Here is a 26,378-nt window from a genome sequence, read left to right as displayed (position 1 = left end):
AATTTGATGTGGACAAACATTGTTTTTTTTGCTAACCCATACACCAAATCACTTAAACTATCATATGCTGATTCTATGAAAGAGGTGATGAAAGGTTAATAAATCCCTTTTTCTTTTAGGAGGTGACAAAGAATGGCGGCAGCAGTAGAAGATTATGTTTTGGCCACTTATTTGCTGCATGGCAATGTAAACTATGATAAAAAGGCTCACGATATCGCCATTGGACTCACAGTAGGTACATGGACCGAACTTACGAAGGAACAACAACAGAAAATGATACAGCACAAAGGCAAGGTGTTCGACATCTATGAAATTGATTCCGAACCCAGAAAAGCTTTTATCACAATCGGATACCCAATTACCAATATGACCCCTGATCTGCCTTCCATCCTGACGACTGTCTTTGGAAAACTATCTATGGATGGCCAAATTAAATTAATGGACCTTGAATTACCAGATTCTTTTATCGCACAATTCCCAGGCCCCCGTTTCGGTATAAAGGGTGTCCGAAACTTGCTCAGTGTGAACGAACGCCCTCTGCTAATGAGCATTTTCAAGCAATGTATCGGTTTGTCATTGGTAGAACTGGATGAAGAGTACCAAAAACAAATCGCGGGTGGCGTCGATCTGGTAAAAGATGATGAAATCTTTTTTACCAGGGATCCAAACGATGTCGTTCAAAGAATTAAACAAATGGAAAAACGAAACAGAGAACTTCAGGAGCAGTCGGGAAAAAAGGTCCTTTACGCCGTCAACCTGACGGGCCCAGTTACAGAATTAACCGAACGTGCCAAACGCTATGTGGGAGAGGGGGCTTCATGTTTGCTGTTAAATGTCTTTCCATATGGACTGGATATTCTTCACCGGCTGGCTCAAGATCCGGATATCAATGTACCAATCATGGCTCACCCTTCCTTTTCGGGGGCATTATATCCTTCAGCCGAGTTTGGTGTCGCTGCCCCCCTTCTGCTCGGAAAAATTATGCGATGGGCCGGCGCTGACATGACCCTCTATCCTTCCCCGTATGGATCGGTCACGATGCCAAAAGAGGATTCTCTAAAAATCGCAAGCCATTTACGTTCGGCCAATAAATATCATGTGCGAGCTTTTCCGGTGCCTTCTGCAGGAGTATATCCAGGGCTTGTCCCCCTTTTGTATCGGGACTTCGGAAATGAAGTGATTGTCAATGCAGGCGGAGGCATCCATGGACATCCACAAGGGGCAACGGCAGGAGCAAAAGCCTTTATTCATGCCATAGAAGCTGTTACAACGGAACGTTCCTTGGAGGAATACGCCCTGCAATCACCTGAACTTTATACTGCCATCCAAAAATGGGGAGTGAAGGCTCCGTGACAACATCCTCCACGAACATGATCTTCTGTGATTTTGACGGAACCATCACGAAAACCGATAACATCATCCGCATCATGCGCCATTTTGATCCTCCCGGCTGGGAAATAATTAAAGACGATATTTTGAATCAACGGATAAGTATCCGTGACGGTGTTGGAACATTGTTTTCCTTGCTGGATACCTCACAACAAGATGAAATTGTTCGATTTGCGGTTGAAAAGGTTGAAATTCGCAGCGGGTTCCCAGAATTTGTGGTGTTTTGCGAGAAACGAAACATCGAGCTTCTGGTGATAAGCGGGGGCATTGATTTTTTTGTTTATCCGATCCTTTCCCGTTTTAACATTCCGCCGAAAAACATTTATTGCAACGTGGGCAGCTTTAGCGGGGAGAAGGTCAACATTGTATGGCCATATCCTTGTGATGAGCATTGTTCGAACGACTGCGGCCTGTGTAAACCGAGTATCATTCGTGCTTTCAAAAACCTTCCTGATAAGAAAACCGTCAAGAAAGTCGTCATTGGAGACAGCATCACAGACGTAGCTGCAGCGAAACAAGCTGATCTTGTGATCGCCAGAGAACTTTTGTTGGAGAAGTGTAAACAATACGCACTGCCTTACAGAGAATTTCATTCCTTTTACGATGTCATTGCAATCTTCCAACAATTAGACAACCGAGGTGATCTATTTGATGGACACCCTTAAAAATGTCACATTGGAGGACATTCAAGCCTCCTTTTCGCTCCTGCGTGAGATGAAGAAAACATTCGCAACAAGGGGCTGGTTTCCAGCAACAAGCGGCAATCTCTCGATTCGGATCAAGCCTGGATTGGAGATTTTTGCGATCACATCCAGCGGGAAAGATAAATCCATGGACACCCCGGAAGATTTTCTAATCATCGACGTGCAAGGAAAACCCCTCACAACGACAGCATTAAAGCCTTCCGCAGAAACGCTGATCCATACGGCAGTATATGAATCCATCCCTGATTGTGAAGCGGTTTTTCACGTTCATACGGTTCCAAATAATCTGATTTCCGAGCTGTATGGGGATGAGGGGGAGGTCATCTTTAAAGGACAAGAACTGATTAAAGCATTTGATCTATGGGAACAAGACGCCTCCATTTCGATCCCCATCGTAGAAAACTTTGCGGATATTCCTAAGCTGGCTGCAGAGATCAAAAAGAGCTTGAAGTTCGAGGTTCCCGGGGTATTAATTCGAAACCACGGTATATACGTATGGGGGGACAGTGATTTTAGCGCCAAACGCCATCTGGAGGCATTTGAATTTTTGTTTGACTATCACATCAGACTGCTTTCGATCCAACGGAAGGTCATGGTTCCGTCCAGAAAAACCGGCCAAAAAAAATCAATTGACAAGGGGATAGTGTAAATGGCAAACATTCGTATTCGAAATACAAATGAACGATTAACAACTGAAGAAAGTGTTCGGGAATTTCTCGAAGCTCAGGGAGTTTTATATGAACATTGGGACCCTGAGAAACTGCCAGAAGATCTTCGGGATAAATTTATCCTTTCCGATGAGGAAAAAGCAAAGATCCTGGAGACCTATCATGATGAAATTACGTCTCTAGCCACTCGAAACGGCTACAAAGAATGGGATATCATCTCTTTGTCTGATGCCACTCCAAACTTGGATGTCCTTCTGAAAAAATTCGAACAAGTCCATGTCCACACAGAGGACGAAGTTCGTGCCATTACAGCAGGAAACGGCATCTTCACGATCAAAGGAGAAAAGGCGGGATATTTTGATGTGGAGCTGTCCGCAGGAGATGTCATCTCTGTGCCAGTTAACATCCCTCACTTTTTTACTTTAATGGAAAACCGTGAAGTCGTCGCCGTTCGATTGTTTATAGATTCCACAGGTTGGGTAGCTCATTCATATAACGATCCTGATTTTAAAGCGTAAAGAATAGAGAGGCATGTTTTGTCTCTTTTTTGTTGTTAAGTAAAGCATAAAGGCTATCCTCTTAAAGGATAGCCTTTGCAAATAATATTCTGTTAAATGAATTAACGAGATCCTGCTCCGCCAAAACCTCCGGAAAGTTGCGATTGTGCTTGAGCAACAAGACGTTTTGTGATCTCACCACCTACTGAACCGTTCGCACGAGAAGCTGTGTCAGCTCCTAGTTGAACACCAAACTCAGTAGCAATTTCATATTTCATTTGATCTAGTGCTTGTTGTGCACCTGGTACCAATACCTGATTACGATTTCCACCACTACGATTTGCCATTATGTAATCACCTCCTTTTTGATAACATCTCACTAGCAACAAGTTTTTATTCATTTATTAGAAGTAATTGTTAAAAATTTACTGATTTAGTGTGAATATTTCTGTTTCCTTTGTTCATATTAAACGATAGTGAGATTGGAATTATGTAACAGTGACATTATTTATAAAAACGACTACCTACAAGTAGGTAGTCACAGCCATTTAGAAGTATTAAGTTGTAGGTACAATTTAATTAAATTCCCGTCAAAGTGGTCTGAAATGGATTAGCGAGACGAATCAGAACCCCCAAGTCCAGAAAGCTGCTGTTGAGCTGCAGCAACCAAACGCTTTGTAATTTCACCGCCAACTGAACCGTTTGAACGGGAAACCGTATCAGAACCAAGTTGTACCCCGAATTCCGTAGCGATCTCATATTTAAATTGGTCGATTACTTGTTGAGCCCCCGGAACCAATAATTCATTACGACCTCGATTTGCCATATATCTCACCTCCCTATATAGTTATAATCCCTTTAGGAAATCAAAACATGCCCTGAAATATATGGGATTACAGGGAGGTTAGATGGAACATATCAAAAAGGCTGCCTAAAATGTTATAGTCAGCCTGATCCATTCCTATTTATTGTTGTTGTCCGCCAAATCCAGACAGCTGCTGTTGTGCAGTAGCTACTAGACGTTTAGTGATCTCTCCACCGACGGACCCGTTTGCACGAGAAGTTTGGTCAGCTCCCAGTTGTACTCCAAATACGCCGGCGCAGTCAGCAGATATCTGTACGATTATGGCATCGACTTTACCGCCGCAAGCCCTGGAGTTATTGTTCTTCAACATTCCTATCATGAATCCGGGAAATTCGAAACAGTTAAGGCCCTGCCTCAAATGATTGACCAATTACGAGCAAAAGGATACAAATTTGTTTATGTTCCATCCCTAATAGGTCAGTAGAAGGGAATTAAATCCAACAAAAAAACAGAGTAACCGTCCGATAACGGTTATTCTGTTTCTTTATTATAAATCCTTAAAAAAGTTTACAGTCTATTTAAATCCTTCTATCAGGAAATGTTTTATCAGCTGTGGAGGGGAATCGCCAGAGTTATATATGAAAAATTGTCAATTGTGGGCATGTTATAATGGTCACCGTATGCTCGGTACATACCTTTTCTTACAAATGTGCAATACTGTTAATCATTATCACACTCCACAATAAAAAATTAGAGGTGGAAGATTATGAAGCGTTTTCGGTTTTATTTCCTGCTATCTTCATTTGTTCTCAGCGTAATCTCCGGGTTTGCCGCACCCAAAACAGCGAACGCAGCAGAAACGGGAAACCCTGGAAACATTCTTGGAGATTATGCCGGGGTTATCCGCGAGACGTCATCCCGTTCCGATGGGATTTATCATATTGATACACCCCGTTCCATCGAGAAGATGAAAGAATTACATATCAACACCTATTATTTTCTGATTTGGCACGAAAAAACAGATTGGGATGACCTGAGAAACGAATTTTTACCTGCTGCTAAAAAGGCCGGAATGAATGTGGTCGTGTATGTTGTTCCCCCAACAGAATCAACCGGTGAGCGAAAATCCTATCCTTATACAACAGATTATATTTCCTGGTCCAGAGAGATAGCGAAACTGTCTGTTGAATATCCTAACGTAATCGGCTGGGCCATCGATGATTTTAATCATAACCTTACTACTTTCACCCCGGAATATTTGGATCAAATGAAAAAAACGTCCGAAGCGATTAATCCTGACCTGTTTTTCACTCCTCTAATGTATACCGATTCATTGAATGACTCTTTTCTTCAGACAAGGGGAGCATATATTGATGGGGTAATCATTGCTTTCAGGGATGGAATCTACCGGAATACCCAAGTATATGCATCCGAACAGGAACAAATCGACAGCGCATATCGTTTGCTTAGCAAATATCATTTACCGTTATATTGGATGATCTACGCCTCTCAATTATCCAACACTCCTGCCAATCCTTCGGCAAACTATATTAGAGAAGCGACCCAAATCGCGTTGGAGAACATGAAGCAGGGAAAAATAAAAGGAACCATCTCCTATGTCCTCAAAAAGAATTTTGAGCCTGAGCCCAACGACGATAAGGCATATCATGACGCTGGATATTTAAACTTTTTTATTGGAAGCGGCGTCCCAAGTTCAGCCGGCAATTACACTCAGGCGACCCAACGTGTGCGGGTAAATAAGGCGTACAGCTATTCATTAACGTTTCAGACGATGAACCTTGGAGCAGACGTCTACGGTTACCATAAAAAACAGCTACTGGTGGATGGAAAGGTCGTCTGGGAACAGGATACCGCTGACATTGTTCCCGACCTCCTTTGGATCCCAGTGACGGTAGACCTGAAACCGTATCTGGCCGGCAAATCCTGGGCAGATCTATCGTTCCGTTTTTATGAGAAGAAGGGAGTAAATAACTTCTGGACGTACGCAGGTTTCGATGCACTGGAACCTGTTGGTTTTACCGTTAACAATGCAAATTTTGCCGATAGCAGCAGCTGGAATTTCTCATCTAACTATGCCGGAATCATCGGTGAAATTTTGCATTATGATGAGCAGAGACGCGAGCGCGCCTATAATCATATAAAGGTTTCCTATGCAACGTATGAATTGTATTCTTCCATTTTCTCTTCCGATGTTGAAGCTTCGACAAAAAGCAGCCTTCTTAAAAAGGCAGACAGCATCATGACCTGCCACTTTGAAGAGCAAAATGACAGGGCCATCCAGGGTCTTGACAGTTTACAAAACCAGATTGCTTCACTAAAAGGAAAGCAAATAACTGTTGATCAGGCTGAAAGCTGGGACGCCTTGATCAATGAGCTTAAGGCCTATTATTCTGCTCTATAGCCCTCTAGAAGCTTTGTCTGACTACATGATGAAACGAGCTGATCGCTATTACATACTGGCGATCAGCTTTTTTACTGTATTTTCATCATCAGGTTTCCCAGTCCAAAGTCGATGCATTTTAATGTGGCAACCATAGGTTGCGGCAATATGCACCCATAAAGATCTTTACCTAAACATTCATGTGAGCCGCCAATCCGTTTTTAAAGGGGAGACTGGAAAGAACTATCCAAGTATTGAAGTAATCATCCATTTAAGTGGATTTATTCGGTATCACGATAGATGAATTATTAAGGGAGTGATGAAGATGGAGATGGAAAGTATTTTTTGACATGATCTTTTTACTAGGAGCATTTCTTTTAGTTTCAAAATTAATAATATGTGCTTTGAACTAGTTTGCAGGAACAAATATTATGATTTTAGAGGGTATGCCCTATGTGGCAAGTTTTTTACCATCGGTACTTATGGTCATCGGTGGTTTTGGTTCTGACAGCTTAAAAGACAAATACAAAGCATAATTGTTAACACAAGAACGATGGTATCGACCATCGATCTTTAGTTGAGCAGCTTCATGATGCGTTTCGTTCGGATCCAATGTCAGCACAAACGTGAACTCTAACGCAAGTAGATAAGGCTTATTTCTTTTTCTGACGGAATAAGTCCAGCGATTTATATCCTTGCGAAAGAATATCCACCATCTGGAGATAACGCTTATCCCGTGTCTGCTGTTGTTTAGCTGAGTAAATATATCGTGCCCAGTCTTTTTGATAGCCTCGTGTTAACTGTTGGTAGAATTTCATTTCATTTGGATGGTTCGTTAGTAAACGTTCAACGTCTTTGATATGATCCTCATAATCCGCAACACACTGGCTTGCTGCTAAAGATTTTTTGATTTTCTTTTTCTCCCGTTTTAACCCAACAACAGTAAAAACCTCATCCATACTAACCATTTGCGCAAATTTGATATCACTATCACCCACATATCCATCCTCTCCCACATTCAAGGCAGGAAACATTTCATCTCTATGGATAAAGGTCTTAAATCGTTTATTTCCCTTCTTCGGATAAGCAACAAAGAGATACCCGTTCTCTCGCAAAATCTGATCATTTTTCACAATGGCTTCAAGATGTTGCACCATCTCATCTAACGTTTCCACAAAAATAAAAATCGCATCATGATCTTTAGACACAGCAGTCGATTGATCGGTAAAGATATGATATTCACTTAGTTGATTAAGAACGGCCATGTTCTGATATTTTGTTAGCTTTAATTTATCAATAATCGTCATTGTATGCTCCTTATATATTTCAAACATTAATCTTATATCCAATTTACAACAATCTGCTGCGGAGGCGCAATACGGCAAGCCTGACACAAAAAAGTGGGGACTAGTCACTATATACTTAATTTACAAGTTATTAATATCGGTTTAACGCTAGCTTAATAGTAAAGTTCTATATTGAAAAAGCTTGAGAAAATTTTTAGGGGGATCATATGTTGAAGAACAAGTGGATGAAAAAACTATTGCCATTAGCTGTACTCTCATCGGTAGGGATTGCAAGTTTAGCGAGTACACAACCAGAAGCAAAAGCAGAGGAAGTAACAAAACCTGGAGAAATCAAAAATGTCATTTTCTTGATTGGCGATGGTATGGGTATCTCTTATACATCTGCACATCGCTATTTGAAAGACAACCCGGCCACTAAAACGCTGGAGAAAACCGAATTCGATAAGCACCTGGTCGGAACTCAGATGACCTATCCTGAAGATCCCGCACAAAACGTTACAGACTCAGCTGCCGCCGCTACTGCGATGTCCGCAGGTGTTAAAACATATAATGCAGCCATTGCAGTTGACAATGATGAATCAGAGGTTAAAACGGTTCTTGAAGCAGCAAAAGAAAACGGAAAAGGAACTGGACTCGTCTCTACTTCCGAAACGACGCATGCAACACCTGCTTCATTTGGTGCCCATGACATCAGCCGTAAGAACATGAACTCAATCGCGGACGATTATTATGATGAAAAGATCAACGGCAAACACAAAGTGGACGTTATCCTAGGCGGAGGAAGCAGTAACTTTGTTCGTCCAGACCGCAATTTGACTGAGGAATTCAAAGAAGACGGATACAGCTATGTAACAAACCGCGAGCAAATGACGAAGGATAAGAACGGAAAAGTTCTAGGATTGTTTGCTCCGGGAGGTCTCCCGAAAATGATCGACCGAAACGAAGAAACTCCTTCATTAAAAGAAATGACAAGCTCTGCCATCGAACGTCTGAGCAAGAACAAAAAGGGATTCTTCCTGATGGTTGAAGGAAGTGAGATTGACTGGGCAGGACACGACAATGATATCGTTTCGGCCATGAGTGAAATGGAAGACTTCGAAAGAGCGTATAAAGCGGCTATCGATTTTGCCAAAAAGGACGGACACACTTTAGTTGTTGCCACTGCTGACCATTCGACCGGCGGATATTCAATCGGTGCAAACGGAATTTACAACTGGTTTGGCGCTCCAATTAAAGCAGCTAAACGCACACCTGACTTCATGGCTGCAGAAATCACAAAAGGCGCAGATGTGGAAGCAATTTTAAAGAAATACATCGACCTTGAATTGACAACAGAAGAAATCCAATCCGTTAAAAAAGCAGCCGAAACAAAAAAAGAAACCGAAATCGATAATGCTATTGAGAAAATTTTTGATGAGCGTTCTCACACAGGATGGACGACGGGTGGACATACTGGTGAAGACGTGCCGGTCTTCGCTTTCGGTCCTGGAAATGAACGGTTCTCTGGGCAGATTAATAACACGGATAACGCGAAAATCATTTTTAACATTCTTAAAAACAACCGGTAAGAATAGAACGAATCATACAGAAAAAATATAAATCCCGTTGCTTAATAGGGCAACGGGGTATTTATTGGGGGGGGTCATCAATGAGATCGGTAATAGTATTATTATCCCTTGCCGTCTTCCTATTCGGCTGTTCAACGAACGAACCGGCTAAAAATGAGCAGCCTGCCGAGACGAAGGGAAAAACGACAGGAACTGAAAAAAACAAACCTGAACGCAAAGGTGAAAGTAAAGATGTACACGTTCCGAATCCACAAGTCAGTGATGACCGAAACCTGACGAAAATCGGACAAACCATTGATGATTCCAAGGGCGAGATGACGCTGAAGGGGATAAAGAATGTCAATAAACATTACAATCATGAACCCATTAGCTTAACCATTAAAGATGTAAAACTTATTCATCACAAACCTGATTACAGCATGATTGACTTTTTTCATTCCTATACACACGAAGAAGAATTCGATTTCGTTAAGATCGCAGTGGAAATAAAAAATAACTCGGATAAAACGGTTAAGTTTGCTCCTGTTGCATTGATAAAAACAAGTGACGGCCAGAAAAAAATGTTCGATGAAGACATTTATCTGGAAGAGCTGGGCGGAAAGATGAAGGGAAACAGCACGAAAGAAGGAACCCTTGGATTTATTGTAGAAGAAGCAAAACAGCCGATCCAATGGGTTGAGGTTACTACAAGTGATGTGTTTAATCAAAATGATAAGTTAATCCGCAAAGCCCAAACGATTAAGATAGATTTGAATCGATAATTAACTACATTTAAAAATAAACCCAAGAGATTTTTCTCTTGGGTTTTTCTGTACTGTCTGTGAAAGTTACCGGATCAGGCCTTGCCCTTTTGGAAGGAAACAATGAACGAGGAATTATCAATGAAACGGAACCTGTATGAGGGCCTAAATGCGAAATTTATAGTGTTCTTCAACTAGTATTTATAAGGGTTTTGGTGTTACCAGGCGGCAGTGGACGAACAACTCATTTTTACCAGCTTTTAAATAATTTATAATTATCATATAATAGTAGTAGATAATAAATAATTTAGATAAATAATTGTAAGTGACATGGTTTTACCCGAGACAAAAAAGGTGTGTGACTAGGTGGCGCCTTAGTTTGGTGTTACGCCTGCATCTTTTCTGCAAATTTTAGGCGAAAAGGTTGGTAATAATGAGCAACAGAGAAGCTAAAACAGACGTTATCTTAATTGGTGCCGGAATCATGAGTGCGACTTTAGGGACTCTTTTGAAAGAATTAGTACCGGAATGGAATATTAAAGTGTTTGAGAAGCTCGACAAAGCAGGCGAGGAAAGCTCTAACGAATGGAATAACGCAGGAACGGGGCATGCGGCGCTGTGCGAGCTGAATTACACAGTCGAAAAACTGGATGGATCTGTAGATATTAGTAAAGCGATAAAAATTAATGAACAGTTTCAGGTTTCCATGCAGTTTTGGTCTTATTTGGTAAACAGCAAGCGGTTACAAAACCCACAGGACTTTATCATGCCATTGCCTCATATAAGTTTAGTACAAGGGGACCAAAATGTTACGTTTTTAAAGAAACGTTTTGAAGCGATGTCGAATAATCCTCTATTCCAAGGGATGGAGTTTTCAGATGTTCCGGAAAAACTGTTGGAATGGATTCCGCTTATTATGGAAGGGCGTAAATTGGATGAACCGATAGCAGCTACCAAAATTGACTCTGGAACAGATGTCAACTTTGGTGCTTTAACCCGCATGTTGTTTGACCACTTAACGAGTAAAAATGTCGAAATCAACTACAAACATAGTGTTAATGATATTAAGCGTAAAAACGACGGCTCGTGGGAATTGAAAGTACGGAATCTCGACAGCAGTAGGATAGAAAGCCATACTGCAAAATTCGTCTTTATCGGTGGCGGAGGAGGGAGCCTGCATTTACTGCAAAAATCCGGTATTCCTGAAGGAAAACATATTGGAGGATTCCCTGTAAGCGGAATCTTTATGGTATGTAATAATCCGGATGTTGTAGCTGAGCATCATGCAAAGGTATACGGCAAAGCGAAGGTTGGTGCTCCGCCAATGTCGGTTCCGCATCTTGACACACGATTTATCGAAAATAAAAAATCATTGCTGTTTGGACCGTTTGCCGGCTTCTCACCAAAGTTCTTAAAAACGGGTTCATTGTTCGATTTAGTAACTTCCGTAAAACCGAACAATGTCTTAACGATGCTGGCGGCAGGCGCAAAAGAAATGTCATTGACAAAATACCTGATCCAGCAAGTGATGTTATCGAAAGAGCAGCGCATGGAAGAGTTACGGGAGTTTATCCCGAACGCTAAAACGGAGGATTGGGATTTAGTGGTAGCGGGCCAACGTGTGCAAGTGATTAAAGATACAGAGGCAGGCGGTAAAGGAACACTTCAATTTGGTACCGAAGTGATTACTGCCGCTGATGGCTCCATCGCAGCATTACTGGGCGCTTCTCCAGGTGCTTCTACGGCCGTTCACGTTATGCTTGAGGTAATCAAAAAATGCTTCCCGCAACATACGAAAGAGTGGGAACCGAAAATCAAGGAAATGATTCCTTCTTACGGCCTGTCACTGATGGAAAACCCAGAGCTTCTGCAAAAAATTCATACTTCAACAGCGCAGACGCTTGGTTTGGGCGAAAAAGAGATGGCCTTTAGTTAATTCCTTAGATTTAGAAAAAAAGTTGCGAACCTTCGATCTCTCTTTGGATTGAAGGTTTTTTTAATCACAAATCAAAAAAAGAATGGCTCATATGAACTCCTTCTTTTAATAATGCCTGCCGGAAAATTTTTCACCTTGATAGTGATTATACGATAAAGTATTTATCGACTTTCTTCCGGTAGCTTTGTATTCATTTATGTTGTCTTTTCACAACTTCATTTGCTTTTACTTCATTAATGAACTTTTATAGTATCAAAAACGCCCTCGAAGTCTTCTTCGTCTTTTGGAGCGCCTATCATCTTTTTATGAATAAAATCAATTGTGGCTGTTTTCTTTTGACCTTTCCCGTCCTGAAATTCCGGTTTTAATACATTTAAACCGTTAAGGTCAATTTCATGATGATTGGGCACCTTCAAACAGAAGTCATATTTTATGTCTGATAGTTCTGTTCCTTTGACATGAGCCGACCTTTTAATGTCGAAAATTAGAAAGTGCTGCTTGTTAATCTCTACAATGTTCACTCAACGATTTTTTAAAACACTAAGAATATTAATAAGTTCTAATTTCGTTAGTTCTAAATTAAGACTTGCAGAGTCTTTTTTTATTACTTCCTTCTTTGAAATAACATATCACACACCTCCGTGTGCACATTGCATCGATTGGTATTCCTTATTTAAAGGGCTAATATATAGCTATATTGCCAGTTACCGGCTATTTTACTGGGGCCAATTTCAATAAATACCTCAGAAATCCAATTGTAAGGAACGCTTAGTGGAATTAATGATATGTAAAAACTCTTAATTGAAAAACTAAAAGACACAGGATACGAATTTTATACAAACAGTGAAAAATATCAAAGGTTGTCTAAAAAACAGTTATGTGACGAATGATATAAAAGGGAATAAGTATGTTGCCGGTGGGAAATCAAGAAATAGATGTGAAAGAGGCGAGATTGAATGATTACCTTCAAGAATATCGGAAAAACCTATGCAGATGGATTTCAAGCGCTGAAAAATATTAACTTAGAAATTAAGGAAGGGGAGCTTGTTGCTTTAATTGGACCTAGCGGCTCCGGAAAAACAACAACTATGAAAATGATTAACCGTTTAATAGAGCCATCTCGCGGCGAAATTTTAATTAACGGAGAAAGCATATCCGAGAAAGACCCTGTCCAGCTGCGCAGGAATATTGGATATGTGATTCAGCAGATCGGTTTGCTGCCGCATATGAGCATCGGGGATAACATATCTCTTGTTCCCCGCTTAAAAGGGTGGAAAAAGGAACAGTATGAAAACAAAGTCGATGAATTGCTGGAATTGGTCGGCTTAGACCCTGAAACCTTCAGAGATCGTTTTCCTTCCGAACTTAGCGGGGGACAACAGCAAAGAGTAGGAGTGGTTCGAGCGCTGGCAGCTGAACCACCGATCATCTTAATGGATGAACCATTTAGCGCATTGGATCCGATCAGCCGTGAACAGCTCCAGGATGAGCTGGTTAAGCTTCAGGATACCATTAAAAAAACGATTGTGTTTGTCACTCATGATATGGATGAAGCCATCAAAATTGCTGACCGTATCGCTATTATGAAAGATGGCGTAATTGTTCAGTTTGATACACCTGAAAAAATCCTTCGTCATCCAAAGGATGATTTTGTGAAAGGGTTTATAGGTGAGCAGCGTCTGGAAGCTGGATTAAATGAACAGCTAACTGCCTCTGACCTTATGATCAATAAAATTGTAACGGCTAAGCCAACAAGAGGACTTGCTGAAGCATTAAAAATGATGAAGAAATACAGAGTGGACACCCTGCTTGTCACCAATTCACAAAATGAACTCCTTGGAATTGCCACTGTGGAAAATGTAGAGCGCTATTACTATGAAGAAGATAAGACATTGCAAGATATTATGAACCAGGAAGGTCCAACTGTTCAGATTGACTGCCCTTATACAGATGTGGCAGAAGTATTCGCGACAGAAGGTGTTTCTCTAATCCCGGTTCTTCAAAATGAAAAATTGGTTGGTTTAATAACGCGTTCCACAATGATGAGAGGATTAGCGGGGATGAAACCAGCAGGACCAAGGGAAGGAGAAAATGTGTAAATGAATGATCAAGGCTTTTTTAGTTTATTATTAGATACATTTAAGACAAGATATCCAGAAATATTAGAAGGGTTGCAACAGCATTTAGTACTTTCGGTTGTATCCATATTAATAGCTTCCATATTAGCCGTGCCACTTGGGATCTATATATCCCGGAGGAAAAGAATAGCTGAGCCTGTTATAGGCATTACTGCTATCTTTCAAACAGTTCCTAGTTTAGCGCTGTTTGGATTTCTTTTGCCCTTATTCGGCATTGGCAGTACCACTGCGATCATTGCCTTAACGGTTTACGCCCTGCTCCCTATTTTAAGAAATACATATACCGGAATTACAGGTGTAGACCAATCTGCAGTGGAAGCAGGCAAAGGAATGGGAATGACAAAGAATCAAATTCTTAGAATGATAGAACTGCCGCTGGCATTGCCTATTATTATGGCAGGGCTTCGAACAGCCACTGTATTAACGATTGGCGTGGCAACTCTAGCGGCATTTATCGGTGCAGGAGGTTTAGGTGATTTAATTTACAGAGGGTTATCCACAACACGCAATGAGATCGTATTAGCAGGTGCTATTCCAGCAGCTCTTCTGGCCATTATCATTGATTTGATTTTAAAACGTATCGAAATCGCTAGTGATCCAAAGGTTATGAAGAGATTTTCTTGGAAGAAGGCATCCTTCATTGCCATTCCTCTTTTAGCTCTTATCTTGTTTTTGGGGCTGAGAGGCGGAACTTCTGAGGATACAGTTGTGATCGCTGGGAAGAAATGGACTGAGCAATACATTCTTCCATACATTATTTCGGAATATGTCCAAGAAAAAACAAATTATAATGTCAAGGTGGAGGAAGGCTTAGGGGAGACCCCAATATTGACGGAAGCCATCAAAAAAGGGGACATCGACATGTTTGTTGAATATACAGGAACAGGATTACTGACCATCCTCAAAGAAAAGTATTCTCCTGATTCGAGTGCAGATGAAGTTTATGACAAGGTAAAACAAGGCTATAGAAAAAAGTATCAGCTGGAGTGGCTAAAACCCTTTGGTTTTGAAAATACGTACGCATTAGCATTGAATCAGGACACCTATAAAAAAATGGGAGTCAAAACGATATCGGAGCTTGCTCCGAAATCTTCACAGATCACGTTTGGCGGTCCAACGGAATTTTATGAGCGTGAAGATGGTTATGACGCTTTTGTGAAAACCTATAATCTTAAATTTAAAGATAAAAGAAGCCTCGATCCAAATCTAATGTATTCAGCTGTAAAAGAAGGTAAAGTCGATGCCATTCCGGCTTACACAACAGACGGAAGAATCCTACGCTTCAATTTACAAACATTAAGGGATGATAAAAAATTCTTCCCCCCTTATTATGCAGCTCCTATCGTAAGACAGGAAACACTGAAAAAGTTTCCTAAACTGAAAAAGACAGTAAATGAGCTCGGTGGGAAAGTCTCTGAAAAAGATATGGCCAAAATGAATGCAAGAGTTGATCTTGATAAAAAGGATCCAAGAGATGTGGCACGAGAATTCCTGAAGGAAAAAGGCCTGATTAAGTAAACATTAGAGTTGATGCCCTATCGTGCATAACAAACCCGCTTTGTAATAAAAGCGGGTTTGTTAGTGTGGGTCCGCCTCCTGCCATTGACGATGGAGTATTTTCGTTCATTGACGCTAGGAGTTTTTATTGAGCATTACTTTTGTCATGCCTGCTGAATCTCTTTTTTTGTAAAAACAAATTGAAGTGATATACACTAATTAAAGAAGAGGTGATCAATAATGGAATTTTTAATGAAAGACAATGGGTTTCAGAGTCAATTTGAATATGGGACACTCGACATATCAGGGGATGAGCAATTTGGTTTCAGGCCTTATCAGTTGATGGTTTCGTCTGTCGCTGTCTGTAGCGGGGGAGTGCTGCGCAAAGTACTGGCAAAGATGAGAATAGAGGTAACTGACATCACGATAAAAACGGAAGTGGTCCGTAACAAGGAAGAAGCGGACCGGATCGAAAGCATTCACATGCACTTTATTTTAAAAGGCATAGGACTCATTCCAGAACGAATTGAAAAAGCTTTACGGGTTACGGAAAAAAATTGTTCGATGGTCCAATCGGTTAAAGGAAGCATAAAAATTACGGATTCCTTTGAATTATCTTCCTAAGAAATCTCTCTGATATTCTGTAGCTGTCATCCGTTTAGTCGTATTGACGATTTTTATGGTCATTTTTGCGCTGCTTCGCGCGGAGCAAACTGCCCGGTGAACGTCTTCGCTTGGGTAACACGTAATTCAGCTACCTTTGCCCCAGTGATGCCGCTTTGTTTCGGCCGGTGGGACATTGTGAAATTTTATTTGAATGTTCATCCGGTCTGGATAGGAATGATCATTAATATCCTAACGATTATGTCTTCCAGTTTGATTGATAATGCCGATGAGTGGAAATGGAGTAGGCGAGCCGGTTATTGTGAGAGAGGAGGAAGGGAGGGAAATCTCTTCCTTTTTTTATTCGAATCGAAATCGAACACACTCCAGGATCTTTGGAGCAAGAATAGTAGAAGGCCAATTGCTAGAAATGGTCCAAAACAAACTGTTTAAATTTTTGAGCGGCTGGTGATAAATATCTTCCCTCAACCCACGCAATCCCAATTGCGCGGTGGCACTGCGGGCTTTGGATGGGTATTTGTGTTATTTTACTTTGGTCTGTTCCCTTTAAATTCGGCAGAATTGAAATTCCCAGCCCCGCAGCGACAAGCCCGGCAACGGTGTCTGCTTCCTCTCCCTCAAATGTGATTCTAGCTGTAATTCCTGCTGCTTTAAACAATTGCTCGATGGTGATACGAAGGGAAAATCCTTTTTTTAAATGAACAAAAGGTTCATCTGCAATTTTTTCTAATGTGATCTTTTTAAGGTTTGCGTATTTATGGTCTTTAGGGACAATGACAAACAGTTCTTCATTCCAAAGCTGTTTCCACACAATGGGTGATTTAATCTCCATAGGGGCAATCAAACCCAGATCAAATTCCCCTGATTGCAACTGATCAATTAGATGATGGGAAGGCCCTTGACCGAGTCGAAAGTTGATTTTAGGATAACACTTACGAAAAGAGGAGAGTAAATCAGGTATATGACTTGTACTTAAAGTGTGCAGAAACCCAATCGACACTTCTCCCTGCTCAGGATCAAGCAAATCTTGAAGCTCTCGTTTGCCTTCATAGAATTCTTTCATCATATTATCCACACGCTTTAAAAAGATATGACCATATTTATTTAATCTAATGGATCGTCCCTGCCGTTCAAATAAGGGCACACCTATTTCATCCTCAAACCGGGTAATCGAACGGCTAAGGGCTGGCTGGGAAATTGACAGGGCTTCAGCGGCATGAGTTACATGCTGCATTCGTGCCAGTGTTTGAAAATATTCAAACTGTTGCCATTCCATTCTTTAACACCACTTTCCATCGGATTTATTCATTACACAGATGCATAAAAAACATTAATATAATGAATTATACAACATAAGTAGTCGGTGGTACTATAAAAACAAGGAATCATGTTTTTCACATAACATTTAAAGGGATGATTGATGATGCAACAAATGGGAAGTGAAACGAATGGAGCGATTGTAGGATGAGTTATATTCAACAAGGTACACCGATCTTTCGCAGAACCAGTATGGCTTTCTTTGCCGCTGGTTTTAATACTTTTGCCATTCTTTATTGCGTACAGCCTTTAATGCCCGAATTTGCTGAAGAATTCAGGATCACCCCCACTACGGCAAGCCTGTCTCTATCGATAACAACCATCGTGCTTGCATGTAGCATGCTGATTTTTGGTTCTTTGTCCGAAGTATGGGGCCGCAAGCCCATCATGGTCATTTCCATGTTCGCGGCTTCAGTGTTTTGTATTCTTTCAGCGTTCAGTCCTGATTTTCACTTTCTTCTTGTGTTAAGAACCATTGAAGGAATTTCATTAGCAGGCCTGCCCTCCATTGCAATGGCTTTTCTTGGGGAAGAAATAGAACCCAAGAGTCTTGGAGCAGCTATGGGTCTTTATATATGCGGCAATTCAATTGGCGCTGTTTTTGGCAGGGTATTCACAGGTATGTTGAGCGATTTTTTTAGCTGGCACATTGCTATAGGGGGAATCGGGTTTATAAGCTTGGCTGCCACATTCGTTTTTTGGCATAGCCTGCCACCTTCCCAAAATTTCAAAGCTCGGCCATTAAAAATTGGGAAGTTAGTTCAATCTTTAATTGAACACCTGAAAGATCCCGGCCTCGTTAGCTTATTTTTAATGGGCTTTTTACTATTAGGAAGCAACGTGGCATTATTTAATTATGTCGCCTACGTTTTACTCGGAAAGCCCTATTCGCTAAGTCAAACATTTGTAAGTTCGATATTTTTAATCATGATCATCGGAATGTTTAGCTCTGTCTGGACAGGAAAGTTGATCGATCGTCATGGTAAGCAAAAAATATTATTCATAAACTTATTGATTGCGTTAATCGGCGTCTGTCTGACTTTGGATACTATTTTATTAATAAAAATACTTGGGCTTGGAATGTTTACATATGGCTTCTTTGGAGGCCATTCGATTGCAAGCAGCTGGGTAGGACAACGTGCAACAAAAAATAAAGCACAAGCCTCTTCCTTATACTTATTTCTTTACTATACTGGCTCTAGTGTGGGAGGAACACTGGGAGGGTTATTTTGGTCCTCATTCGGTTGGGGAGGAGTAATCAGCATGAATGTTGGCTTTCTTTTCATGGGTTTTATCCTTTGGGCGTTCGTTTCGAAAATTGTGCAAAATTCGAAAAAAAATGCCGAGGTAGCCTAAATGGATTTAATAAAATCATGTGATTCTGTGAAATAACCTATTCAGTAAGAAAAGTAACACGATTAGTGTTACTTTTCTTACTGAAAGGGAGTCATTTGTTTTTACATTCGGTTCAGCGGTGGGATGGCCAGGACCCTTGCATTTTTCTGATTTGTATAATTTGGCCTGTATGGTATGCGTCATGAAGCATGATGTCGATTAGCTTCGCCTCAAGGGAATTTTGGTCAAGCTCTTCGACGGAAGTATTACTAAGTATTTGTCTTAACCTGCGTTGAACGTCTTCGGCGCGTTCAACGACTTTTTTCCATTCCTTCTCGTCATTCGTTTGTTCGGTGAGAGAAAAGGTTTCATTACCGTCGAGATGATGTGTCCATTCACGGCCTTCCATGTTTACTGCAAGTCTCTCTTTGTAATAGATGAGGTGATTAACGTTCTCCCAAATGGTTTTGGTCGCCTCTCCAGCTGGCCTCCAGTTAGCCTGTTCTGCCGTGATTCCCTCTATTGCATGCCTGAACGGCGCATACCAGCTCTCCTTGTCGAATGTTGTATCCAGCACGTTTAAGAGCAAGCCCATTCGATTCAAAGTGATCTCCTCCTCGAAATAATCTATTTTCATAGTTATAGGAGAAGTGTACCATTATGAAAGAAAATTTGGCAATATTTTCATGGGTGAGTCTCAGCATAAGACAGGACTTACCAGAGCTTATTCGCTTTATTCTCCATTGCTTTCCATCATATTGACCATGTGGGCGTAGGCATCACCTGCTAAGAGAGCAGCTGTGACTAGAATCGCCTCTGATAGCTCTTCTTTTGTGGCTCCGGCTCTTTGAGCAGACTATGTATGGTCTCTAATGAGATGGTTTGACTTCAAGCGTATTCGGTCTGCATTACCTCAATTTAAAGAATATTTTACCTCTTCATTTTTACCCCTTAGGTTATAAAAAATCTGTCGAATATTATCCAAACAACACTCTTTTCGTTTTAAAAACGAATAGCATCGTGTAAAGAAAACAGATCTGAAACTTTTGGAAAACTATTGTGCTGAAGTGATAAAACTGAAGAGGGATAATATGAGATCGAGATTTCAACGCCAAAAGAGAAAAAAGCTGCATGTAAGTCTGAACGCCTTGATTTGTATCGTATTGGTCCTAATATTTGTTGTAGCAGGAAATATAATATGGGGAGACAGCAATGAGGCATCAACCAATAACCAACAAAACCAAACCAGAAGTGAAAGTGAACAAAGTAACCAACAAAATAATGACACCACGATCCGAAAAGATAAAGAGACCGATTTAAAAAAACAAGATATAAAATTGAGGGAGAATAAAAAAACGAAAGAACAGCAAGAAGCTAAGAGAATCCAGAAAGACTCCGAGGAAGCCAAAAGAGAACAAAAAGCTCAAAAAGACAGAGAGGAACAGAAAGCAAAGGAGGCCAGGAAAGAACGTGAGCAGCAAAGACCTCAAGACGAGAAGAAAGTGATAGGATCTGGGGCGTCGAAACCCATTGGAACGAGTCAGACTGGACAACATACTTCAAGTTATGTTAAGGGTTCAGTGGATTGGAACGAAAAAGTAAAAGCGATCCAAATGGCAACAGGTCTAGGGGACAACATGAACATCTGGCGTATTGAAAATGGCGGGGGACCGCAAAAATCAGTTGGAAAAGTGAGCCCTGATGGCGAAGATAGCTGGATGTATGTTGTAAATCTTGAGTGGGTTGATCAAAAAGGTTGGAAAGTAATGAGTGTTAGTAAACAAAATCGATGATTTAATAAGGCGAATAAAAGACCTCTAATATCAAGTGAATATAGAGCAGTCATAACTCCAAGATTACAGCCGTGGCTACCCACAAACTCATCTTGTTGAAATGTCCTATTTTCTTGATAAACAAAAAGGAAAACTCCACCAGCGTTAACCGCGGTGGAGTTTGTTATATTTAAATTACCGGCTCACAAAGATGGAATGGCTAGTTTTTTTGGTTACCATCCGTCTGTTCTTTCATTGTCCGTACAAATGATTAAACCTTTCCCCTCCTCGAGTTTCTTCTCATATCTTTCTGCTTCGGTGGTTGAAAGACCCACTTCTTTAAGTTTTGATACCAATTGACCTGGGTTGCTATCGAACAATTGAAACATGCCGTTAATGCCCAATTGGCCCCTGCCAATGGTTTTGACTTCAGCTTCAGTTGCCAAACGGTTGACGTTATTATTTTGGTGGGTCCATATATAAATGCTATTTTTGTCAACACCACGGCTCTGTAATTCTCGAACGTCATTGACTAAATGACCGCTACTGTCATATTCACGTACGATTGGTTTGATATCCATGATTCTTCTCCCTTCTCCATTATCATCTTTTACACGTTTTCCAAAGATCTGAACAAAGTTCCAGAAAGTGAGAAGCAGGGTATGCCAACAGAATGGCCGCCAAGGGATGGTGGAAAAAGCATCAATCGGAGATTCCCTCAATTTTATTCTCTTATACTTCAGCTTTTCTTGCCGGAATATAGAGAGAAACAGAATCAAGTGGATCCCAATTATTATCATACAATTGAAAATGAACCAGGCGGCCGTCCTCATTATAAAAAGAATGTCGGGATCCAACTATATTTCCGTTTGTATTGTAGAGATATTTCGTTATTGACACGATTTTTTGTTCTTTTATAAACTCTTCTTGTTCTCTATTAAGTGCATTCTCTCTGTACTCTTTCCACTTTTCTACCGGCAGTGTTTTTTGGTACAGTCTTCGATTGCTAGTATATACTTCTAATACGATGGAATTAGGAATCATTGTCTTTCCTCCTTTCGTACATATCAATTTATAAATTCCCTTATTTTCCGAACGTCAAACGTGCTATTGTCCTTACTTCCCTTATATTTTAATTAAGCTAGCTCAAAGGAGAACCAATTAGGCTATTATTATTAATGTCCATCCGATGCAAAGTCATCTCTTCCTCGAACTAAAAAACGTCCTGTTCTCGATCGCCTTTTTTGTAGCCCTCCGTTCAGCTTTGGGTTTACATTAACAGCCTTTGTGGTAATGGTGCAAAGAGACTTATAAGGAAGGCGTGTTAAATGTATAAATAATTGGCGTTTACTTTACCGATTGTGTTTACTGCCGTTTTGTTTACCGTTGATATCAGTGAAAAAACAAAATCTCAGAGAACATCACCCGCAGCCAATATGAATAGAACCTCTGCTTCAATAAAAACGCTATCGAATGGGTCATTTCAACCAATCAACTTCAAGGAAGCGGCAAGGACATTTGTTCGAACAGATTATTGCTACGGATGGAATATTCCCCAATCAGCGGGCATTGGAAGAACAGAGTCCAAGTGATAAGCCAGCGGTAAAAAAGATGTCTCTGACTCCTCAAAATAGCAGCAAGTCAAGGGAGGAGAAGTCAAAAAAACAAAAGCCTATTATTGATGAAGATAAGCCGAAAAAAGAAAATAAACAAAAACCAATAAAACCGCCAAAATCCTCAGGACAAGCAGAGGAGACGGCAATCAAACGGCCAAAGTCTTCTGTTAAACAAGATAAGCCGAAGAAGCAGGCAAAGCCTCCTGTTAATCAAGGTAAGGCAGAAAAAGATAAAGAAGATACGAAAGCGATAAATTCGAAGAAGTCGGGAGTTCAAGCAGAGGAGAAGGCAAACCAAAACCTCCTGATAATCAAGAAAAGACGAAAAAAGAAAAAAAGCGGCAAAGCCAATAAGCAAAAGTCGAATAAACAGAAGGAAGCAACCAATCTGAGGTAACCTTTGATGAGAATAAAATAGCATTGTTTGGATCATTAAAACATTCCTGAGTAATTTTACTTCCAAATGGATAAAGTAACAAAGGAAATATACGAAAGGGGCTGTGAATCAGTGGAGAACACAAGTGATTTTGTAGAAAAATTGCATGAAAACCAGGAAAAAGCCGAAAAAAATAAAAAACATCAAGGTAAAGGTAATCCAGGGTCCAAGCTGCCAAATAAACAGCACAGTACGAACAAGTAGCTTTTGGTACAGATTTATTTTGAAGAAAGACCTTAACTAAACGATCTTTCTTTTTTATAGGTGATAAGCGTCAATTGTTTAAAAAGCAGACTTTAGAGCTGTCTAAAGTCTGCTTTTATTGATTCTAAGTTAGTTCTCTCAATTAACTCAGTATATTTCCCCTTATTACCAGGTTGATTTTCATCCGTTCGTGTATTCCATATACTATATTTAATTTCTTTGTGTCTATCATTTCATAAAAAGGGAGTATAATTTGAAACCATTTTATTTCTTACACACCATACTAAATGTTGGTTCCATTAACAACAAGCGGAGATGAAGAATGTGGCAGATAAAAAAGATAAAATTCAGGAAAACGTACGAGCACAGCTCGGTGGCATGGGCCTATATGGCACAACCAGAATGAGGAAGTAGCAGGATACCGAGCATCGGGAGCTAATTGAAAATGCCGGTCAGCTCAATAAGGGGTTTCAAAAAGAACCAGGCAATGAGGGTCAAACGGCATCTTTCTCTACTAAACAGCAAAGGGAAAATGAGGTATAAATTAACTTGCTCTCTAAGGGCACTTTAGTGCGTTTCTCTGCATGCTTTATAAATGTCCTTCTTTCTTGTATAGCATAAAAAAAGACCTGGGAGCAGTAAATGAAGTACAGTCCAATTGTTAGACACATTTAACAATTGGAGGTGCGTGGTAAATCCATATGAATTGCAAATCAAAGATAAGGCACCCGACTAATCAGGTGCCTTAATCTTGAAAATCCAGAAGTAGCTTACTTTTTATTTTGTCGTTTTGTCCTGTGATTTCCTGTTTAAACGGAAATTTTTAATTATAGATAATTTATTTAATTGCATCTATTTAACCTACTTGATTGTGATCATAGTCCCGTCAAACTTAGTGAATGAGAAACCACTGAATTTCTCATTGTAGGTCATACTGTAGTCTCTAAGAATGCTTATTGCGACAGCTTCACCAAGCTTCATTCCCTCAATCCCATCGGAGCGCCAATGGACGCCGGCTGTGTTGCGTCCTAGGGAGATATTGGCGGCAAGTTTATTCAATTCACCACCTATGGTCAATGGTTTTCCTGAATAAGGAAGCAATGAGGTGCCATCCGAACTGGCGGCAACTGGATTTGGAATTTTAAACGATTCTTTAAAGAATGCTTTGAGAACAGTGGCTCCAGCCCCAACGATTGCTGCATGGCCAGCTGGATAAGCCGGGTGAATGGGGCAACCTTCCGGATAGGCCATAGGAAGCAAGTAGCTGCCAAACTGGCTAAATACTTTTGAAATTACCTGGGAATATAGTAGTTCTGAGTTTAACGGGTAGCTTGCAGCACCCATCATATGGTTGTGGATGCGTCCCCCGAACTCCTCGGGACGGAGTCTACGGTGGACAAGGAATTTTTGAAACCAGGCGGCCTCAAGTGCGGTCCGCCCCACTTTAGTAACTAAATCCAGAATATGTGGTGCGCCGAAGGTAATAAAACCATCCTGGGTTTCTGATTTAAGATAGGGGGTGGAAATATCTAATGCTTCCCTGCTGTATCTAAGCAAAACTAAACAAGCGGAAAGCGGGCTCTGGAAGGAAAAGTCCTGATGAACATATTCACCCAGATCCCTGCCATTACGGATATAGCGGGGTGTGGGGTCGAATAACGGTGCCCCAGGAGTTGAGCCGTTCTGGATGTTCAACCATTGATCATATGATGTCATACGATCAGATCCCGCTACAGTTGTACGATATCGTTGATTGATCGTTGTCGCACCATAGGGAATGTCTTTCCATAGGAATTGTGAGATATAGGGACCGGTTAGGTCACCAGGTGTATCCCCGCGGAATAGCGTCCCAGTTGTGACTTTTCCGCCGGCTTTCGGCCCACGAAAATCAGAAAATGACGATAGCTCTGAAGCTGCCTCCATGGTCAGTGCGTGGGTGCCGTACTCAAGAAAAGGCACATCGCGGGTCAGCGCCTGCCAATATAGTTCAGCCATTTCACCAGCCTGCCAAGCACTTTTGAAGGAAGGGGGTACAGCGATACCCAAGTTGTGGCAATCAGTTCCCACAAGATCAAATGCATAAGAGGCTTGAGGATTTGCAAGCTTGACGTGACCGCCGAGAGGAATGGATTCAAAATCGTCCTTCTTACCTGTAATTAGGGCCTTAATATATTGGTTATAGGCCTGAAGGTCAACCTCGCCAAGGGAATTATGTGGCAACCCCTTTGAAAAGCTGCCAATTTTAGTTGGATATAAAAGTTCGTCACCATTGTGTGGATGTTCAGTGAGGGAAAGTTTCATCTGCGAAGATGCTGCCTTAAGACGAACATAAAAAGCTTTCTCACTGCGCTTTTTTGTATTTAAAGGTACTATTAAACACTTTTTTTTACTTGTTTTTTTTTTCATCTTAACACCTTTTTTATTAATTCTGATAATAGGTAAAATTCTACTTTTTCAATGTCAATGTCCTTTTTTTGATAATTCTTGGGCCCCCTAATTTCTAATTGGTTCAATATATTCATTTTTTTTTTAGAGGTATAGGTTGTTCACCAATATGAATACCCAATTAGTTCCGACTTCAATTGTCGTTTAAATGTAGGTAGTGATCAAGAAAAAAAACGGGTTAATGTGTTCCGTACAAATCCATCTGTGGGTTCAATCAAAATTTAATAAACTAAAAAAATTTTAATGATCTAAATAGTATTTAGCGTCTTTTAGGCGTCTTTTTTGATGTGTACTTTTATTCTTGTTATCTGGTCCTTGTACTAATTTATAGACATGAAAGTAACCAAGCCGTAACAGCATACTTCTGATGCAAGGTGCATATCAAAAATTGAAGGTACTTCTACTAACAAAATCAGGTGCTTCTCGCTACTCTTATCTTATAGATAATTATAGAGGGAGAAGCTCAATGATCGCGATCTATATACAAGGGTGAGTACGGTGGTACAGGTGAAAAAGGGCTTCAGCCTGGAAGATCAGATCTAAGAATGCAGGAAGAAGGCAAAGACAGATGAAGTGATGAGTATGGGACTGGGGAGTATCTGGAGAAATCCTGGATCGCCATACATAAGTTACGGAACGATATTCGTGAAGGGTTGATTACTACAGTTATTTATTTGGACCCGGACCGGCAACTAACTGAGATTACAAAAAAACAATGGGACATAGCAGTGGATAAATGGGAACAGATGGATAAGGTTATTCTTTATGAAGAAGCGATGGAAATGATGTGCAGGACAGCCTGCCAGTGAAGGGCGCAAAATGTTTTGTTATCAGGAAAAGTAGTGACTGTTTTTGGAAGACAAAATCAATGGACTATAGTTGGCGTCCAGTATGAAGCAAAGAAACAATGTAATTGAGAACATAAAAAACCAGCTGCTCTAATAGACTGACCTAGCGAATTGAGACACATATAAAACAC

25 protein-coding genes and 1 pseudogene are annotated in these 26,378 nt (G+C 40.6%); 17 read left to right on the top strand and 9 right to left on the bottom strand.

The genetic code is table 11. The features are described 5' to 3' along the window. Nucleotides 1–132 precede the first annotated feature (132 nt). The 4 genes from ABHN01_RS20975 to ABHN01_RS20960 are packed head-to-tail and all read left to right on the top strand — an operon-like array spanning nucleotide 133 to nucleotide 3,279. Nucleotides 133–1,353 carry a 2,3-diketo-5-methylthiopentyl-1-phosphate enolase gene (locus ABHN01_RS20975; protein WP_429877130.1) on the top strand — a complete coding sequence of 407 codons (1,221 nt, stop codon included), beginning with the start codon at nucleotides 133–135 and terminating at the stop codon, nucleotides 1,351–1,353. Further along, entirely contained in the window at nucleotides 1,350–2,054 is a 705-nt protein-coding gene (locus ABHN01_RS20970; protein ID WP_429877129.1) for a 2-hydroxy-3-keto-5-methylthiopentenyl-1-phosphate phosphatase, read from the top strand. The genes ABHN01_RS20975 and ABHN01_RS20970 overlap by 4 nt, the downstream gene beginning before the upstream one ends. Next, nucleotides 2,041–2,742 (top strand): methylthioribulose 1-phosphate dehydratase, encoded by a 702-nt coding sequence (locus ABHN01_RS20965; protein WP_429877128.1) that lies wholly within the window; start codon nucleotides 2,041–2,043, stop codon nucleotides 2,740–2,742. Before ABHN01_RS20970 ends, ABHN01_RS20965 begins: the two co-directional genes overlap by 14 nt. After that, entirely contained in the window at nucleotides 2,743–3,279 is a 537-nt protein-coding gene (locus ABHN01_RS20960; protein WP_429877127.1) for a cupin domain-containing protein, read from the top strand. Between the two features lie 101 nt (nucleotides 3,280–3,380). On the opposite strand, the gene ABHN01_RS20955 is transcribed toward ABHN01_RS20960, so the two are convergent. The 3 genes from ABHN01_RS20955 to ABHN01_RS20945 form a co-directional block, all read right to left on the bottom strand. After that, nucleotides 3,381–3,605 carry an alpha/beta-type small acid-soluble spore protein gene (locus ABHN01_RS20955; protein WP_290398905.1) on the bottom strand — a complete coding sequence of 75 codons (225 nt, stop codon included), beginning with the start codon at nucleotides 3,603–3,605 and terminating at the stop codon, nucleotides 3,381–3,383. A 263-nt stretch (nucleotides 3,606–3,868) separates the two neighbouring features. After that, on the bottom strand, nucleotides 3,869–4,084 hold the full coding sequence (locus ABHN01_RS20950) for an alpha/beta-type small acid-soluble spore protein (RefSeq protein ID WP_290398906.1): 216 nt from the start codon (nucleotides 4,082–4,084) through the stop codon (nucleotides 3,869–3,871). 139 nt (nucleotides 4,085–4,223) lie between these two features. Next, nucleotides 4,224–4,433: a small, acid-soluble spore protein, alpha/beta type gene (locus ABHN01_RS20945; RefSeq protein WP_429877126.1), complete on the bottom strand. Its 210-nt coding sequence runs from the start codon at nucleotides 4,431–4,433 to the stop codon at nucleotides 4,224–4,226. Nucleotides 4,434–4,829: 396 nt separating this feature from the next. On the opposite strand from ABHN01_RS20945, the gene ABHN01_RS20940 reads away from it, so the two are divergent. Both ABHN01_RS20940 and ABHN01_RS20935 read left to right on the top strand, forming a co-directional pair. Then, nucleotides 4,830–6,485 (top strand): hypothetical protein, encoded by a 1,656-nt coding sequence (locus ABHN01_RS20940; protein ID WP_429877125.1) that lies wholly within the window; start codon nucleotides 4,830–4,832, stop codon nucleotides 6,483–6,485. Between the two features lie 145 nt (nucleotides 6,486–6,630). Further along, a pseudogene (locus ABHN01_RS20935) lies at nucleotides 6,631–7,000 on the top strand (helix-turn-helix domain-containing protein). Between the two features lie 117 nt (nucleotides 7,001–7,117). Here the strand turns inward: ABHN01_RS20935 and ABHN01_RS20930 are convergent. Continuing rightward, nucleotides 7,118–7,771 carry a YdeI/OmpD-associated family protein gene (locus tag ABHN01_RS20930; protein ID WP_429877124.1) on the bottom strand — a complete coding sequence of 218 codons (654 nt, stop codon included), beginning with the start codon at nucleotides 7,769–7,771 and terminating at the stop codon, nucleotides 7,118–7,120. 206 nt (nucleotides 7,772–7,977) lie between these two features. On the opposite strand from ABHN01_RS20930, the gene ABHN01_RS20925 reads away from it, so the two are divergent. The 6 genes from ABHN01_RS20925 (at nucleotide 7,978) to ABHN01_RS20900 (ending at nucleotide 16,274) form a co-directional block, all read left to right on the top strand. After that, a complete protein-coding gene (locus ABHN01_RS20925) occupies nucleotides 7,978–9,339 on the top strand; it encodes an alkaline phosphatase (RefSeq protein WP_429877123.1) in 1,362 nt (453 codons plus the stop codon). Nucleotides 9,340–9,419: 80 nt separating this feature from the next. Continuing rightward, nucleotides 9,420–10,100, top strand: a complete 681-nt coding sequence (locus ABHN01_RS20920) for a DUF4352 domain-containing protein (RefSeq protein ID WP_429877122.1) — start codon at nucleotides 9,420–9,422, stop codon at nucleotides 10,098–10,100. A gap of 412 nt (nucleotides 10,101–10,512) precedes the next feature. Continuing rightward, nucleotides 10,513–12,015, top strand: a complete 1,503-nt coding sequence (locus tag ABHN01_RS20915) for a malate:quinone oxidoreductase (protein WP_429877121.1) — start codon at nucleotides 10,513–10,515, stop codon at nucleotides 12,013–12,015. Nucleotides 12,016–12,971: 956 nt separating this feature from the next. Then, nucleotides 12,972–14,114, top strand: coding sequence for an ABC transporter ATP-binding protein (locus ABHN01_RS20910; protein ID WP_429877120.1), 1,143 nt, complete (start codon nucleotides 12,972–12,974; stop codon nucleotides 14,112–14,114). Next, a complete protein-coding gene (locus ABHN01_RS20905) occupies nucleotides 14,115–15,671 on the top strand; it encodes a glycine betaine ABC transporter substrate-binding protein (protein WP_429877119.1) in 1,557 nt (518 codons plus the stop codon). Between the two features lie 219 nt (nucleotides 15,672–15,890). Beyond that, a complete protein-coding gene (locus ABHN01_RS20900) occupies nucleotides 15,891–16,274 on the top strand; it encodes an OsmC family protein (protein ID WP_429877118.1) in 384 nt (127 codons plus the stop codon). Between the two features lie 403 nt (nucleotides 16,275–16,677). On the opposite strand, the gene ABHN01_RS20895 is transcribed toward ABHN01_RS20900, so the two are convergent. Further along, the gene (locus ABHN01_RS20895; protein ID WP_429877117.1) at nucleotides 16,678–17,550 is read right to left on the bottom strand and encodes a LysR family transcriptional regulator; all 873 of its coding nucleotides are present in this window, start codon (nucleotides 17,548–17,550) and stop codon (nucleotides 16,678–16,680) included. A 188-nt stretch (nucleotides 17,551–17,738) separates the two neighbouring features. Between ABHN01_RS20895 and ABHN01_RS20890 the strand changes: the two genes are divergently transcribed. Then, a complete protein-coding gene (locus ABHN01_RS20890; protein WP_429877116.1) occupies nucleotides 17,739–18,947 on the top strand; it encodes an MFS transporter in 1,209 nt (402 codons plus the stop codon). 112 nt (nucleotides 18,948–19,059) lie between these two features. On the opposite strand, the gene ABHN01_RS20885 is transcribed toward ABHN01_RS20890, so the two are convergent. Further along, complete coding sequence (locus ABHN01_RS20885) at nucleotides 19,060–19,521, bottom strand: DinB family protein (RefSeq protein WP_429877143.1); 462 nt, start codon at nucleotides 19,519–19,521, stop codon at nucleotides 19,060–19,062. A 451-nt stretch (nucleotides 19,522–19,972) separates the two neighbouring features. On the opposite strand from ABHN01_RS20885, the gene ABHN01_RS20880 reads away from it, so the two are divergent. Further along, nucleotides 19,973–20,719 (top strand): DUF1510 family protein, encoded by a 747-nt coding sequence (locus ABHN01_RS20880; protein ID WP_429877115.1) that lies wholly within the window; start codon nucleotides 19,973–19,975, stop codon nucleotides 20,717–20,719. Between the two features lie 212 nt (nucleotides 20,720–20,931). Here the strand turns inward: ABHN01_RS20880 and ABHN01_RS20875 are convergent, their stop codons facing one another. Continuing rightward, on the bottom strand, nucleotides 20,932–21,279 hold the full coding sequence (locus tag ABHN01_RS20875) for a general stress protein (RefSeq protein ID WP_429877114.1): 348 nt from the start codon (nucleotides 21,277–21,279) through the stop codon (nucleotides 20,932–20,934). A 151-nt stretch (nucleotides 21,280–21,430) separates the two neighbouring features. After that, on the bottom strand, nucleotides 21,431–21,742 hold the full coding sequence (locus ABHN01_RS20870) for a hypothetical protein (RefSeq protein ID WP_429877113.1): 312 nt from the start codon (nucleotides 21,740–21,742) through the stop codon (nucleotides 21,431–21,433). Nucleotides 21,743–22,216: 474 nt separating this feature from the next. Between ABHN01_RS20870 and ABHN01_RS20865 the strand changes: the two genes are divergently transcribed. Beyond that, the gene (locus ABHN01_RS20865; protein WP_429877112.1) at nucleotides 22,217–22,711 is read left to right on the top strand and encodes a hypothetical protein; all 495 of its coding nucleotides are present in this window, start codon (nucleotides 22,217–22,219) and stop codon (nucleotides 22,709–22,711) included. Nucleotides 22,712–22,777: 66 nt separating this feature from the next. Continuing rightward, nucleotides 22,778–22,954 (top strand): DUF4023 domain-containing protein, encoded by a 177-nt coding sequence (locus ABHN01_RS20860; RefSeq protein WP_429877111.1) that lies wholly within the window; start codon nucleotides 22,778–22,780, stop codon nucleotides 22,952–22,954. A gap of 861 nt (nucleotides 22,955–23,815) precedes the next feature. Here ABHN01_RS20860 and ABHN01_RS20855 read toward each other — a convergent pair. Beyond that, complete coding sequence (locus ABHN01_RS20855) at nucleotides 23,816–25,360, bottom strand: vanadium-dependent haloperoxidase (RefSeq protein ID WP_429877110.1); 1,545 nt, start codon at nucleotides 25,358–25,360, stop codon at nucleotides 23,816–23,818. Nucleotides 25,361–26,052: 692 nt separating this feature from the next. On the opposite strand from ABHN01_RS20855, the gene ABHN01_RS20850 reads away from it, so the two are divergent. Then, nucleotides 26,053–26,208: a hypothetical protein gene (locus ABHN01_RS20850; protein ID WP_429877109.1), complete on the top strand. Its 156-nt coding sequence runs from the start codon at nucleotides 26,053–26,055 to the stop codon at nucleotides 26,206–26,208. Nucleotides 26,209–26,378 lie beyond the last annotated feature (170 nt).

This window comes from Fictibacillus sp. NRS-1165 (genome assembly GCF_050468105.1).
GTDB lineage: Bacteria > Bacillota > Bacilli > Bacillales > Fictibacillaceae > Fictibacillus_C > Fictibacillus_C terrinigri.
Note: the sequence above shows the minus strand (reverse complement) of the source record. Positions and strands in the feature narration are given on the sequence as shown.